Below are 13,448 nucleotides of genomic sequence, written 5' to 3'. Positions count from 1 at the left end.
CCGGTCGCTCCGGTGACGAAAACGCGCATGGGAGAAGCCTCCTGGCTCTGGGCCCCGTCCCGTCCGGCCGAGAGTCGGGCGGGACAGTGATGGGACCTGGTCTCATCACCGTAGCAGGTGATGGGACTGAGTCCCATCACGTAGACTGTGCGCATGGGTCGATGGAAGCCGAACGCGCGTGGACGTCTGGAGCTCTCCGCGCTTGAGCTGTTCGTCGAGCGGGGCTACGAGAGCACCACCGTGGCGGAGATCGCCGAGCGGGCCGGGCTGGCGAAGAGCACGTTCTTCCGCCACTTCAGCGACAAGCGGGAGGTGCTGTTCGGGGGCGGGGACACGCTGGGCCGGCTGTTCGCCGAGGCGATCGGCGGGGCTCCCGAGGCGACGACACCGATCGGCGCGGTCGGCGCGGCACTGGACGCGGCGGCGGTCGGCTTCCCCGAGGAACGGCGTCCCTGGGTGCGGCAGCGCCAGGTGGTCATCGCCGGCAACAGCGACCTGCGGGAACGTGAGCTGCTCAAGCGGGCCACCCTCACCGCGGCCATGGCGGAGGCGCTGCGCGAGCGCGGCGTACCGGACCGGACGGCGAGCCTGGGCGCCGAGATGGGCACCCTCGCGTTCCAGAACGCCCTCGACCGCTGGGCCGACCCGGCCGATCAGCCTGACTTCGCCGGCATCGTGCGTCAGGAGCTGGCCGCGCTGAGGGCGGCGACGGCCGCGCTCGGCTAGCTCGGCTCGGCGGACACGTCGGCGGCCGGACCGGTCGAGCGCCCGAGGTACGTCAGCCGGTCGGAGCCCGGGACGGTGATCTCGTGGAAGCCGAGCCTGTCGTAGAACGCCCTGGCCCTCGTATTGCTGGTGACCATGCCCAGGTGCACCGCCCCGACACCCCTGCGGTGCAGCGCGGCGAGGTACGTCTCCATCAGCCGGCGGCCGTAGCCGGACCGCTGGTGGCTCGGCAGCAGATCGATGTGCAGGTGCGCCGGGTATGCCGCGAGTTCGGGCACCACCATCCGCTCCGGACGGTGCATCAGGTCGACCATCTCCTCGGCCGGTGTCGCCGGCGGCCGTACGGGAGCGGGGTAGCGGGCGGCGAGGTGGGGAAGCCACTCGCTCCGGTAGCGGTCGACGAACGACGCCGTGTCGGCGGTCCCCAGGATGTAACCCACGGCCCGGCTGCCGTCGTCGACCACGAACGCGAGGTCCGGGTCGAGATGAACGTACGGCGCCGCGAAGATGCTCGGCATCAGCTCCAGATCGGGATAGAGCTCCCGGGAGTCCTCGCCGCTCAGCGCGGTCCGTACGCAGATGTCGGAGACGGCGTCGAGATCGCCGGGCCGGAACGGCCTGATGGCGGAGGGTTTGACGGCGGAGGACCCGATGGCTGAGGAGGAGGGCACGGACCGATGGTGCGCTGTCCGGGAGCGCTGCCGCAAGGCGTGCGTTTCCTCGCCTCAGAACCCGGACGGCACGGTCACCGCGGACCGGGACGCCACCCGTAGCGCGTCCAGCTTCTCCGCGCCCGCCGTCTCGGCGGCGGCCGCGTAGGTGACGATCCTGATGTCGGCGCCGGGGACCAGCAGCACATCGAGGTCCAGGGCGATCCGGCCGACCAACGGGTGCTCGATGATCTTGCGGTCGTCGGTCAGGGCGCGGGCGGTGCCGGTGAACCACAGCCGGGCGAAGCGCGGGCTGGCCAGAACCGTACGCTCGACAAGCGCGGCGAGGCGGCTGTCGGAGGCGTAGGCGGCGGCAGTCGTCCGCAGGTCGGCGGCGAGGGCCGCCTCTTCGGCCTCGTCGCCCAGCCACGACCGTACGGGCCACGCGGCGATCGACGCCGGCCGGTGCCCGCCGCCGTCGGTGGGACGGAACATCCCGGCGACGAGGTTGCGCTCGTCCCAGCCGTACGAAGCGGGGTCGCCGAACGTGGCCGTCCACATGCTGTTCCACCTGATGAGCGTCCAGTCGGCGGCGAAGACCGCGACAGGCGTCTCTCCCAGGTGGTGCACGAGCCGGTGAACCCGCACGGGAACGTCCATCGATACGTTCCCGCCGGCGGGCGGCGCGAGGCCGGCGCAGCGGAAGAGGTGGTCGCGCTCGGACGTGTCCAGGCGCAGCGCCCTCGACAGGGCGGTGACGACCTGGGCGGAGGGGTGCCGCGCACGGCCCTGTTCCAGCCGGACCACGTAGTCGACGGACAGGCCGGCCAGCCGCGCCAGTTCCTCGCGGCGCAGGCCCGGTATGCGCCGGTCGCCCTCGGCCGCCAGTCCGCCGTCCGACGGCGACAGCCGCTCGCGCCAGCCGCGCAGCGTGATGCCGAAGGTGTTCGTTCCTGCCATGCGCTCATCATCGTCCACCGGTTGTGAACGAAGGCGGGGCCGCCGGAAGTTACGGCTGGAGCGCGGCGACCGGCGCGGTCCAGTGGGCCCGGGTGAAGGCCGCGGCGGAGTCGAGTGCGGCCGCGGCCTCGTCCAGTACGGCGGCGAACGCCTGGAAGACGTGCGGCACCCCCGGCCAGACCTGGAGCTCGACCCGTACGTCCTGCGCGGCGGCGCGCGCTGCCAGCCGTACGGCGTCGTCCAGCAGGATCTCGTGCGAACCGGCCTGGACGAGAAGGGGCGCCAGACCCGTCAGATCGGCGAAGAGCGGGCTGCCCGCCTCGGAAGCGGGGTCCGTCGCGCCGAGGTAGTCACGGGCGCGGACACGCAGGCCCTCCACCGTCAGGGAGGGATCGACCTCGGCCTTGCCGACCGCGCTGTCGCCGGACAGGGTGAGGTCGACCCAGGGCGAGAAGACAGCGGCCGAGGAAGGCTGGGGCAGACCCGCGTCCTTGAGGGCGACCAGGGCCGCGACGACCAGGCCGCCGCCCGCGGACTCGCCGACGAACGCGATCCTGGAGCTGGGTATGCCGGAGTCGAGCAGGGCGCGATACGCGGCCACGGCGTCGTCGACGGCTGCCGGGAACGGGTTCTCCGGGGCCAGCCGGTAGTCGACCGAGATGGCGCGGGCGCCGACGCGTGCGGCTACATCGGCGGCGAGGCCGGCCGCGTCGGCCGCCGAGCCGATGGCGTACGCGCCGCCGTGGAAGTACAGCAGCACGCTCGACGGGTCGTGACCGGGCGTCGTGACGGTGACGACGGGGACGCCGCCGAGTTCGCCCGGCGTGGTCGAGACGTCGGCGGGCAGCGGGATCGAAGCGATCATCTCGTGGAAGACGGCGCGCTGTTGGGCGACGTCTCCGCCGATGTCGAGCGGGCCGTGCCGCAGCAACTCGTCGAGGGCCTGGCGTTGCTGCTGGGACATGGCGGAGCCTTTCGTGGCCGGCGCGCGGCGTGCCCGGCGCTCGGTGCGTGGTGCCGTGTTCGGGGTGGTGTGTTCGGGGTGCTGTGTTCGGGCGCTACGTGTTCGGCTGCTGCGTGTTCGGCGGCGACGGGCGCGGTCAGCGCGGCGGGCCGACGATGATCTGGCCGTACATGTCGGCGGCCTCCGCCATGCGCTCCTTCGTGATCTCGAAGCCCTCGGGGCGGGGCGTCGCCAGGTCGCGTCCGGCGTGGCGGAACATGCCCTCGATGCCGCCCGGTGTGCAGATCATCAGCAGGTCGGCGGTGTCGGAGGTGATCCGGTACCCGTGCGGGACGTTCTTCGGCAGGTAGACGATGCCGCCCTCCGACAGTTCCATCTCCTCGTCGCCCGACCACAGCAGCGCGCTGCCCTTGATCAGCATGAAGACCTCGTCCTCACGGGTGTGCGTGTGGATCGGCGGGGCCTCGCCCTTGCTGACCGTGAACCGTCCGACGGTCAACTGCCCGTCGGTGGCCGCGCTGTCCAGGAGTACGGAGAAGACCCCGCCGTCGAGCCATTCGAGTTTCTGCTGCTGATCGTATTCAGCGAGATAGGCCATGCTCATGGCGCTGTTCCTTCTCTCCACGCGTCGCCCGTCGCCCCCGCGTGAGCCATGGTCCTCCATGCGGCACGGCGTCCGCCAGGCACGAGGGTAGGAACGGCAGTACCACGCGATCCCCGATCAGATCCCCGATGAGATCCGCACGCGCCGGGACCTGTCGGGCCTACCGCGGGATGACGTTCGCGTTCCGGAGCCGGTCGAAGAGTTCCAGGAAGCGGTGCTCAGTGTCGTAGCAGTCGGCGAAGCCCGCCTGCCGGATCTTGATCGTGGACGCGATGTTGTCCCTGAGACTGAAGATCGGGTCCCCGAACTGCCAGGACACCAGGGACTGCCAGGAGGTCGGCAGCAGGCCGTGACGCTCCACCATGCGCTCCCAGAGCGCCTGCTTGTCGGCCATGTGCTCGGTCAGCGACATCGGCACGGGCTCGGCGTACTCCAGACCGAAGTACCGCGCGAAGGCCGGCCAGATGTGGCGCCAGCGGAAGGCGTCGCCGTTGGTCACGTTGAAGATCTCGCCGGCCGCGTTCTCGTCGGCGCCCGCCCACACCGTGGCGCGCCCGAGGAGTTCGGCGTCGGTGACGTTGTAGAGGGAGTCGTACGTCGCGACAGAACCCGGGAATCGCAGCGGCAGCCCCAACTCCTTGCAGACCGACGCGTAGACGGCGATGACCATGAGCAGGTTCATCGGATTCCCGGTGCCGTGTCCGATCACGGCCTCGGGGCGCAGGACCGTGAAACGGAAACCGCGCTCCGCCGCCGTCCGGCGCAGCAGGTCCTCCCGGTCGTAGTAGAAGTTCGGCCCGAGCAGCCGGGGTTCGTCCTCGCGCGCCGGGGTCCTGTACGGGCCGAGGTGCGCGCCGTACGCCTTCATCCCCTGGTAGAGCGTCACATGGCTCAGCGTTGCGCCCGCCTCGGCCAGTCCGTCGAGGCGACGGCCGGGTGCGGGCGCACCGCCGCGAGGAACGCCTCCAGCAGGGCGCGCAGTTCGGTCAGCCATGGATCGTCGGGGGTTGCCGGGGGCAGTTCAAGACTGTCGAACGCGCATTCAGCGATGCCGTCGATCAGTTGGTCCTTGTCCTTGAAATGCCAGTACAGGGCCATCGGCGTCACGCCGAAGTGCTGGGCCAGCCGCCGTACGGTGACCGCCTCGACGCCCTCGGCGTCCGCGAGCCGCAACCCCTGCGCCGCGATGGCGGCCCGGCTCAGCCGCTGCTTCGCCGGTTTGTCCGCCGTATCCGCCATACGGCCACCCTACTGCCGGGCCCGGACACCTCGTCGGCCACCGGACTCGTCGAGGACTACTCGCGGGCCCCCGCCCCGCCGCCCGTATCGGCCGAAGCCGACCGGAGTCGGCCGGAGTCGTCTCGTGGCGACACGACTGGACGGAAAAATCCAGTGTTAGTGTCGATTCAGCCCGCCGTCGCAAGGAAAACGGGGTCCGGGCGGTGAGCGGAAGAGGGTGACCGCGGTGGCGCGAGGACTGACGGCGAGAGGGGCCGCGACCCGGCAGCGGATCATCGAAGGCGCCGCGTCGCTGATGCGCGAGGTGGGCCCCGTACGCAATCTCGACGAGATCCTGACCGCGACCTCCACCAGCAAGAGCCAGCTCTTCCACTACTTCCCGAGCGGCCGGCCGGATCTGCTGACCGCGGTGGCGCGGTACGAGGCGGACCAGACCCTCGCCGCCCAGCAGCCGTACCTCATGGACCTGACGTCCTGGCGCAAGTGGGAGAGCTGGCGCAAGGTTCTCGTCGCGCACTACGCCGAGTTGGGCGAACGCTGTCCGCTCGGCGCGCTCACCGCCCAACTGGGCAAGTCGTCGCCCGAGACACGCGACATCGTCACTGAGCTGTACGACACCTGGGAGACGTATCTGCGCACCGGCACCCGCGCCCTGGCCGAACGCGGCAAGCTCGCCGCCGGCCTGAGTCCGGACGAGGTCGCCCGGGGCATCCTGACGGCGATCCAGGGTGGTGTGGTCATGCTCAGGGCCACCGGTCGCACCAGCTATCTCGAAACGGGGCTCAAGCAGGCCATGTTCCCGCTCAGGCCCGCTGCCACGCGTACCGCCGCGAGGTGACGACGGGCGGCAGCCGTCTTTTGGACTTGCAAGTCCAATAAAATCGGAGCACGATTGGATGAAATCGTCCAGTTGGAGCTTCCCCATGACCACACCGTCACACCTGATCGCGCAGGACCTGATCACGTGGGAACCGTCCGTCGCCGGCCTCGGCGACCTCGAACAACTGCGCGCCCTCAAGGCCCGCTACTGCCGTTACGCCGACACCAAGCGCTGGGACGACCTGGCGGCGCTGTTCACCGCCGACGGCGTGATGCGTTTCCACGATCCGGGCGGCGCCCTCACCAACACCGTCGCCGCGCCCGCCATCGCCGCCACCATCGGCAGGCGGGTGGGCGCCGGGCAGCCGGTGCACCACGTCTTCTCCCATGAACTGGAGATCACCTCCCCGGACACCGCCCGGGGCATCTGGGCGATGGAGGACTTGATCTTCCACGACCCGGAGAGCGATCCCGAAGCGCCGTTCCGGGCCCTGCACGGCTTCGGTCACTACCACGAGACGTACCGGAAGGCCGCGGAGGAGTGGCGCATCGCCACCCTCGACCTGACCCGCCTGCGCGTCGACATCACCGCGGTGTGAAGACATCAGCGCGGTGTGAAGCGTCCCCGCCCGCCCAGAACCTGAAAGACGTCACCACCATGAGCGACAGACCCTTCCCCCTCGACCCGACCCCCGTCCACGTACCCGACGAGCAGCTCGCCGACCTCAAGGCCCGTCTCCGGAACACCCGTTGGCCGGTCGACGCGGGCAACGAGGACTGGTACTACGGCGTTTCCCGCACCTATCTGAGTGAGCTCGTCGACTACTGGATCAACGACTTCGACTGGCGCGCCGCCGAGCGGGCCATCAACGCGTACGAGCACTACAAGGTCGACATCGACGGCGTACCCGTGCACTTCATGCGCAAGCCCGGCACCGGCCCGGACCCGACCCCGCTGATCCTCAGCCACGGCTGGCCCTGGACCTTCTGGCACTGGTCCAGGGTCATCGACCAACTCGCCGACCCCGGCGCCCACGGCGGCGACCCGGCTGAGTCCTTCGACGTGATCGTGCCGTCCCTGCCCGGCTTCGGCTTCTCCACCCCGCTGCCCGACCACCCGGACATGAACTTCTGGAAGATCGCCGACCTCTGGCACAAGCTGATGACGGAGGTGCTGGGCCACGAGCGGTACGCGGCCGGCGGCTCCGACATGGGATCCCTGGTCACCGCGCAGCTCGGCCACAAATACGCCGACGAGCTGTACGCGATCCACCTCGGTTCGCCCCTCCCGCTCACCATGTTCAACAGCTCCCGCGCCTGGGACCTCACCGGCGGCAACAAGATCCCGGACGACGCCCCGGACGGCGTCCGGGCCGGCCTGGTCTCCTTCCAGCGCCGCTTCGCCGCGCATGTCGCCGTGCATGTCCTCGACTCCAGCACCCAGGCGTTCGGTCTCAGCGACTCGCCCGCCGGCATGCTCGGCTGGATCCTGGAACGCTGGGCCAACTGGAGCGACAACGGCGGCAACGTCGAGAACGCGTTCTCCAAGGACGAGATGCTCACCCACGCCACGATCTACTGGGTCAGCAACGCCATCGGCACCTCGATGCGGACGTACGCCAACGCCAACCGCTACCCGTGGACCCCGTCCCACGACCGCGAACCGGTCGTCGAGGCCCCCACCGGCATCACCTTCGTCGGGTACGAGAACCCGCCCGGCGTGACCACCGACCAGCGGGTGCGGGCGTTCCTGGACAGCGACCGCGAACCCTGGTTCAACCACGTCAACGTCACCGCCCACGAACGCGGCGGCCACTTCATCCCCTGGGAGATCCCCGACGCCTGGGTCGACGACCTGCGCCGTACGTTCCGCGGCCGCCGCTGAGCTGTTCCGCCCAACTGGCTGAGCTGTTCCGCCCAACTGTTTGACAGGATCCGAGGCCGCCTTGCATCATGCTTCCACTAATTAACTAGTGGAAGGTGGTGGAGGGTGGAGTTCCGGATCGACAGGCGGAGCGGGGTCGCCGCGTATCAGCAGATCGTCCTGCAGACCAAGCAGGCTCTGCGGTTGAGCGTCCTGCTGCCCGGCGATCGGCTACCCACGGCCAAGGAGGTCGCCGAGACCTCCGCGGTGAACCCGAACACCACGCTCAAGGCCTACCGCGAGCTGGAACGCGAGGGCCTGGTCGAGCCACGCCCTGGGCTGGGCACCTTCGTCCTCCGGTCACTGGCACGCCCGGAGACCGGAGCGGACTCGCCCCTGCGCGCGGGGCTGGAGGAGTGGATGGACCAGGCGCACGCGGCAGGTCTCGACCGGGAAGACGTGGCCGCCCTGGTCACTGCGGTCATGGAACGGCGTTTCTCTCCCCCCACGGTGACCGCCGAACAGGGCGGACCGCGAAACAGTGAGGCACAGAAGTGAACTTCGAGCAGAACGGTACGGCGGCCTCGGAGCCGTACGGTGAACCAGTCATCGAGGCCCACGGGTTGGGCAAGCGGTACCGGCGCGGATGGGCGCTGCGCGACTGCTCCTTCCGTCTTCCGGCCGGCCGGGTCTGCGGTCTGGTCGGCCCCAACGGGGCTGGCAAAACAACGCTGTTGGCCCTCGCGGCCGACCTTCTGGAGCCGACGACCGGTTCTCTCACGGTGTTCGGCGCGGCCCCGGGGTCCCCGGAGGCCGGCCGGAGGACCGCGTTCCTGGCGCAGGAGAAGCCGCTGTTCAAGCGGTTCACGGTGGCCGAAACCCTGCGGCTGGGACGCGAGTTGAACCCCGCCTGGGACCAGAAGGCCGCCGAGGACATCGTCCGCGCCGGCAACGTACCGATGGAGGCGAAGGTAGGCACCTTGTCCGGCGGGCAGCGCACCCGGGTCGCCTTCGCCCTGGCCTTCGGCAAGCGTCCCGACCTGCTGATCCTGGACGAGCCGATGTCCGACCTCGACCCGCTGGTGCGCCACGAACTCGTCGGCACCCTGCTGGGCACGATCGCCGAGTACGGCACCACCGTGCTGATGTCCTCGCACATGCTGACCGAGATGGAGAACGTCTGCGACTACCTCATGGTCGTCGCGGACGGCGAACTGCGCATGGCGGGCGAGGTGGACGAACTGCTGGCGGCGCACGTCCTGCTCACCGGGGTCCAGAGCGGCGACGGCCCCGCGCCTTCCCTGGCCGCCCACACGGTCGTCGAGTCCCGGACCAGCGGGCGGCAGACGATCGCGCTGGTGCGCCCGAACGGACCCGTCGACGCCTCGTGGCAGAGCGACACCCCGAACTTGGAGGAGCTCATGCTCAGTTACCTGCGTGCGCCGGCGGTGCCGCCACTGATCACCGCCGACTCCCAGGTTCGCGAGGCGGGAACCACGGCGGTGGCGGCATGACGACACTCACCGAAGCCCCGGTCCCCGCGGCCGCGTCGGCGCCTGCCCGCCGTACCCGCCTGCGCGGTCTGAACTGGCTCGTCTGGCGCCAGCACCGAGCCGTGTTCTGGACGCTGATCGCCTGCACGGTGGTCTTCGCCGGCGCGATGGTCTACGAGCGTGCCCAGACCATGGACTATCTCAACGCCCATGGCTGGCCGCATCTGAAGAGCGGCTGGTCGGAACGGTACGGCGCGGGACCGATCACTCACGCCGCTTCCCTTCTCGGCTTCGTCCCCATTGTCGCCGGTGTGTTCGTCGGGGCGCCGCTGCTCGCCGGTGACCTGGAGAGCGGTACGGCGAAGCTGGTCGCCTCGCAGTCCGTGAGCCGGGTGAACTGGATCGCGAAGAAGCTCGGCATCACCGTGATCGTGGTCGCGGTGTGCAGTGCTGTGCTGTCCACGCTCTTCACCTGGTGGTGGTCACCGGTCAAGTCCGAGGCCACCGTCATCGAGTGGAGCGACGGCAGCGGGTTCGACAACTCGGGTCCCATGCTGGTGGCGCTGACCCTGCTCACCCTGGTCGGCGGCGTGGCGATCGGCCTGCTGCTGCGGCGCACACTGTCCGCGATGGTGGTGACCTTCGCCTTCTCCGCCGTCGTCCAACTCGTCTGGTCCGAGGTCCGGCTGAGCTTCGGGAGCGTGGTGACCGCGACCACCCACAAGGGCGTCCTCGGTGACACCTTCCCGCATCTGCCGGCGGCGGCCGACGTCCTCGACCAGTCGTACCTGACCGGTTCCGGAAAGCTCATCGGTTACAGCACCTGCGTCCACGAAGCGACGGAGAAGGCACAGGCCGCATGTCTGCAGAAGGCGGACGTCGTCGGCTGGTCGGTCAAGTACCTTCCCCTGTCGGGCATGTCGACGATGCAGTGGCTCGGAGCGGGGACGCTGCTGGTCCTGACGGCGGCCATCGCCGTGTTCGTCATCCAGCGCGCCCGCAAGCGCGTCCTCTGACGCCGGGCCGCCCGCCGGAAGTGGTTGGGGGACTGGAGGGGGCGGCTATGCGCCGGCTTCCTTCACCTGGACGACGCGGGCGCGGACCACGTACGGCCGGGAGGCGGCGGTGACGGCTACCGAAACCGCCGCTACGACGGTCATCGTGGCGCCAGGGGTGAGGTGTTGTGCGAGGCCGCCTGCGATCGCGGCTCCGATGCCCTGCCAGGTCATCCGGCCGGCGGACTCGACGCCCTGGACCTGGCCCCGGACCGGATCCGGGGTCAGTTCGAGAAGCTGCTCCTGTAGCGGCAGCGTGGCGGCGAACCCGGCGCTGGCGGCGAACACCGCGGCTGCCGCGAGCAGCAGGGGCGGGTGGATCGCGAACAGCAGGTAGGGAGCGGCGAGCAACAGCCGCAAGGCGAAGGCCCAGCGCCGCCGTTGGGCGCCGGTGAGCAGCCGTCCGACGGTCAGGTCGCCAAGGAGCATGCCAGCGGATCCGGCCGCCAGCAGGGTGCCCGCGTGCTGCGGGGAGTACGAGATGAACAGGGCCTCGCAGCCGACGATCAGGCCGTTGGGGACCCACAGGTTGAGCAGCAGCGCCCGCTGTCCGGAGTGGGAGAAGAGCGCGACGTTGGTGGTCCAGGTCCGGCGCAGTCCCGGGCGGCGGGTCGGACGGATCGAGTGTTCCCGTACGGTGGCCGCCACCACGGCGAGCCCGACCACGGTCAGCAGCGCGGAGACGAGGAAGACATCTCGCGGAGTCAGGTGGCGCAGCAGGACGGCGCCGATGGCGTAGCCGAGGATCGACATGCCGCCCGAGGTGATGTTCATCAGGGAACGCGCCAGCGCGTAGGCGGTGAGCGGTACGACTTCGGCGAGAAGCCCCATCCGCGCACCGGTTCCCAGCGACTGGAAGAACCCCAGCAGCAGGAGCAGTCCGAACCGGGCCCCCAACGGCAGTCCGGGGACCGCCTGGGCGGCGACTCCCGCCAGCGAGAGGCACTGGAGGACGACGATGATGCGGCGAGGGCGGCGTCCGTCGGCGACCGACATCAGCGTCAGCGCGCCGAGCACGGCGGCGAACGCGGCGCCGTACATGCTGACGGCGGTCAGGAACGGTGAGTGCGTCTGGTCGTTGACCAGTGTGCCGAGTGCGAAACCCGACAGGGTGCTCGCGGCGACCGTCAGTGTGAAGCTGGCGTAGAGGCCGGTGAACTCGCGGTTGCGGAGCAGGTCGCGGTAGCTGGTGGTGGCGGGCCCCATGGGCGGTGGTGTGGGAGTAGGCATGAAAAAAGCCTCCGGACGCCCGAATTGGGCACGCCGAAGGCCAGCGCGTTCATTTTAGCAGCCCGCTTTTGGCAGCCTGCCTGCTGCCGGGCTCGCTGCAAGGGGTAGCGGCAGCGGGCAGGTGGCAGCGGCAGGTGGCAGCGGCAGGTGGCAGTGGCAGGCGGCAGTGGCAGACCGCCCGGCTCACTGCTCCGGGCGGAGCAGTGACGTGCTCAGGGCCCTCGCCGGTTCGCTCCATTCGGCGGGGCGGAGCGTCGTACGGTCCAGGCGGATCACGGTGCGGATGCCCTGGGCGTACGTCCCGCTGCCGTCGGGCGCGCAGACGCGGAAGCCGTAGGTCATGGAGGTGCGGCCGAGGCGGTCCACCCAGAAGTGCACGCCGTACGCGCCGGGGCGGTCGATGGGGGTCTCGTAGACGATCCGCAGCTCCTTGGCGACGTTGAAGCCGTCGTCGAGCATGACCCAGTCCTTCGAGAAGGGGATCTCCCGCTTCTGCCAGTACGTGACCCAGGCGCGCTCGGCCAGCACTCCGTAGTGGCTGTTGTGGAGCATGCCGAACGAGTCGAGGTCGTCGAAGTAGACGTCCACCGGGACGAGGACTCCGTAGGTGAGTGTGCCGGGCGTGGCGGGACTGGTGGGCGTACCGGTGTTCACAGCGATGCTCCCCGAGTGGGACAAATGACTACAAAGGGATCGTAGCGGTGACCTGTGGCGACGGTGCCTCCGACCGCACCGGGTGTGGGGTTTCGGTGCGGTACGAGTGGCCGAGTTCCGGGCTCCAGCCAGCGGTCAACGTCCGCACCATCTCTCGCGGTTCGGCGCCGCCCAGGCTTTCCAGTGCTCGGTCCTTGCGGAAACCTCCCGCTTGGCGGCGAAGGTCGAGAACGCGTACGGCTGAGTGTTGTCGAAGAGGGCGCCGTTCGGTGAAGAAGCTGAACTCGTTCCCGTTCCCGTTCCCGTTCCCGCCCCCGGCCGCCGGGACGCGCGCCGGGGTGGAACGGTCCGGCCACAGCATGGTCGTCGACCCCTGGGGCGAGGTGCTGGCGGGGGCGGGGAACGATGAGGAGATCCTTACGGTGGGGCTGGGGCTGGACCTGGCCTGGGGCTGGACCTGGACCTGGACCCGGCGAAGGTGGCGAAGCGTGCGAACAGTTCCCGGTGCTGAAGGACAGGCTGCTGGGAATGCCGGGGGTGGGGGTGCTCGGTGCTTGCTGTTTGTCGTTGTCTGCGGGTTCGGGCGGGCGGTCGGGGTGGGCCGGTGCGGTGTTGGTGAGGGTCGGGCCGCCCCTTCATCTTCATTTTTGCGGTTCCGGGGTGGGCGTCAAGGGCGCTCCTGCGTCGCGTCGCTGCGCGATGGGCTACGCCCACCCTTGACACCCACCCCTCCACCGCAACTGCAGATGAGGGGGCCGCCCCCAGGGGGAGACTCCCCGGCACCACTTGCTTGTTCTGCACCTTTGCTGCCGAGTGCGGACTGCTTGCCCTGCGGGGCACGCACGAAGGGATCACTGCATGCCACTTCGCTGCTTAGCGGCGAACTCCTGCCTGTGGTGACGGGGAGGGTCGGTTGGGGAGGCGTAGTGACCGCCGACAGACGGAGCAGGGTGCGCGGCTGCTGGCCGATTGGACGACATGCACCTCGGAGAGTCCCTGACGTGATGGCCTGGGACGGGTGTGACTGGGTGTGAGGCATGTGGGTGGGAAAAGGGAGGTGGGAGGCTGGCAGGCCTGTCTTCCGTGTCCATCGACGCAGAAGTGGTTGTCACAGACCATCCCACCCCCACCAACCTCCCAAATGGGCGATATGCACCATTTTAGGGGGTGTTGTGGTGAGGAGAAGCCGC

The 13,448-nt window shown here is 69.7% G+C and carries 15 protein-coding genes and 1 pseudogene; 8 read left to right on the top strand and 8 right to left on the bottom strand.

Going from position 1 to position 13,448, the window contains the following annotated elements; all coding sequences use genetic code 11:
* Positions 1–153: 153 nt before the first annotated feature.
* Positions 154–726: a TetR/AcrR family transcriptional regulator gene (locus tag QR77_RS18170; protein WP_040022958.1), complete on the top strand. Its 573-nt coding sequence runs from the start codon at positions 154–156 to the stop codon at positions 724–726.
* Here the strand turns inward: QR77_RS18170 and QR77_RS18165 are convergent.
* From QR77_RS18165 to QR77_RS18140, 6 genes are all read right to left on the bottom strand, one after another.
* Complete coding sequence (locus tag QR77_RS18165) at positions 723–1,397, bottom strand: GNAT family N-acetyltransferase (RefSeq protein ID WP_236710720.1); 675 nt, start codon at positions 1,395–1,397, stop codon at positions 723–725. The two genes, QR77_RS18170 and QR77_RS18165, sit on opposite strands and share 4 nt — an antisense overlap.
* Before the next feature lie 54 nt (positions 1,398–1,451).
* Positions 1,452–2,336 (bottom strand): helix-turn-helix transcriptional regulator, encoded by an 885-nt coding sequence (locus QR77_RS18160; RefSeq protein WP_040022956.1) that lies wholly within the window; start codon positions 2,334–2,336, stop codon positions 1,452–1,454.
* Between the two features lie 49 nt (positions 2,337–2,385).
* Complete coding sequence (locus QR77_RS18155) at positions 2,386–3,300, bottom strand: alpha/beta hydrolase fold domain-containing protein (RefSeq protein WP_040022954.1); 915 nt, start codon at positions 3,298–3,300, stop codon at positions 2,386–2,388.
* Positions 3,301–3,436: 136 nt separating this feature from the next.
* Entirely contained in the window at positions 3,437–3,904 is a 468-nt protein-coding gene (locus tag QR77_RS18150) for a cupin domain-containing protein (protein ID WP_040022952.1), read from the bottom strand.
* Between the two features lie 160 nt (positions 3,905–4,064).
* On the bottom strand, positions 4,065–4,790 hold the full coding sequence (locus QR77_RS18145) for a hypothetical protein (RefSeq protein WP_052488873.1): 726 nt from the start codon (positions 4,788–4,790) through the stop codon (positions 4,065–4,067).
* Between the two features lie 5 nt (positions 4,791–4,795).
* Positions 4,796–5,143, bottom strand: coding sequence for a TetR family transcriptional regulator (locus QR77_RS18140; RefSeq protein WP_040028199.1), 348 nt, complete (start codon positions 5,141–5,143; stop codon positions 4,796–4,798).
* Positions 5,144–5,369: 226 nt separating this feature from the next.
* Here QR77_RS18140 and QR77_RS18135 point away from each other — a divergent pair, with 226 nt between their 5' ends.
* From QR77_RS18135 to QR77_RS18110, 6 genes are all read left to right on the top strand, one after another.
* On the top strand, positions 5,370–5,981 hold the full coding sequence (locus tag QR77_RS18135) for a TetR/AcrR family transcriptional regulator (protein WP_040028198.1): 612 nt from the start codon (positions 5,370–5,372) through the stop codon (positions 5,979–5,981).
* An 85-nt stretch (positions 5,982–6,066) separates the two neighbouring features.
* Positions 6,067–6,561, top strand: a complete 495-nt coding sequence (locus tag QR77_RS18130; protein WP_052488872.1) for a nuclear transport factor 2 family protein — start codon at positions 6,067–6,069, stop codon at positions 6,559–6,561.
* A gap of 59 nt (positions 6,562–6,620) precedes the next feature.
* A complete protein-coding gene (locus QR77_RS18125) occupies positions 6,621–7,847 on the top strand; it encodes an epoxide hydrolase (RefSeq protein ID WP_040022950.1) in 1,227 nt (408 codons plus the stop codon).
* A gap of 105 nt (positions 7,848–7,952) precedes the next feature.
* On the top strand, positions 7,953–8,384 hold the full coding sequence (locus QR77_RS18120) for a GntR family transcriptional regulator (protein ID WP_040022948.1): 432 nt from the start codon (positions 7,953–7,955) through the stop codon (positions 8,382–8,384).
* A complete protein-coding gene (locus QR77_RS18115; protein WP_040022946.1) occupies positions 8,381–9,340 on the top strand; it encodes an ABC transporter ATP-binding protein in 960 nt (319 codons plus the stop codon). Before QR77_RS18120 ends, QR77_RS18115 begins: the two co-directional genes overlap by 4 nt.
* Entirely contained in the window at positions 9,337–10,335 is a 999-nt protein-coding gene (locus QR77_RS18110) for an ABC transporter permease subunit (RefSeq protein WP_040022944.1), read from the top strand. Before QR77_RS18115 ends, QR77_RS18110 begins: the two co-directional genes overlap by 4 nt.
* A gap of 45 nt (positions 10,336–10,380) precedes the next feature.
* Here the strand turns inward: QR77_RS18110 and QR77_RS18105 are convergent, their stop codons facing one another.
* Both QR77_RS18105 and QR77_RS18100 read right to left on the bottom strand, forming a co-directional pair.
* On the bottom strand, positions 10,381–11,604 hold the full coding sequence (locus QR77_RS18105) for an MFS transporter (RefSeq protein ID WP_040022942.1): 1,224 nt from the start codon (positions 11,602–11,604) through the stop codon (positions 10,381–10,383).
* Positions 11,605–11,787: 183 nt separating this feature from the next.
* Positions 11,788–12,258 (bottom strand): thioesterase family protein, encoded by a 471-nt coding sequence (locus tag QR77_RS18100; RefSeq protein WP_040022941.1) that lies wholly within the window; start codon positions 12,256–12,258, stop codon positions 11,788–11,790.
* 320 nt (positions 12,259–12,578) lie between these two features.
* Here QR77_RS18100 and QR77_RS48765 point away from each other — a divergent pair.
* Positions 12,579–12,683: pseudogene (locus QR77_RS48765) on the top strand (nitrilase-related carbon-nitrogen hydrolase); the annotation flags it as partial.
* Between the last annotated feature and the right edge of the window lie 765 nt (positions 12,684–13,448).

The organism is Streptomyces sp. 150FB (genome assembly GCF_000818195.1).
Lineage (GTDB): Bacteria > Actinomycetota > Actinomycetes > Streptomycetales > Streptomycetaceae > Streptomyces.
Note: the sequence above shows the minus strand (reverse complement) of the source record. Positions and strands in the feature narration are given on the sequence as shown.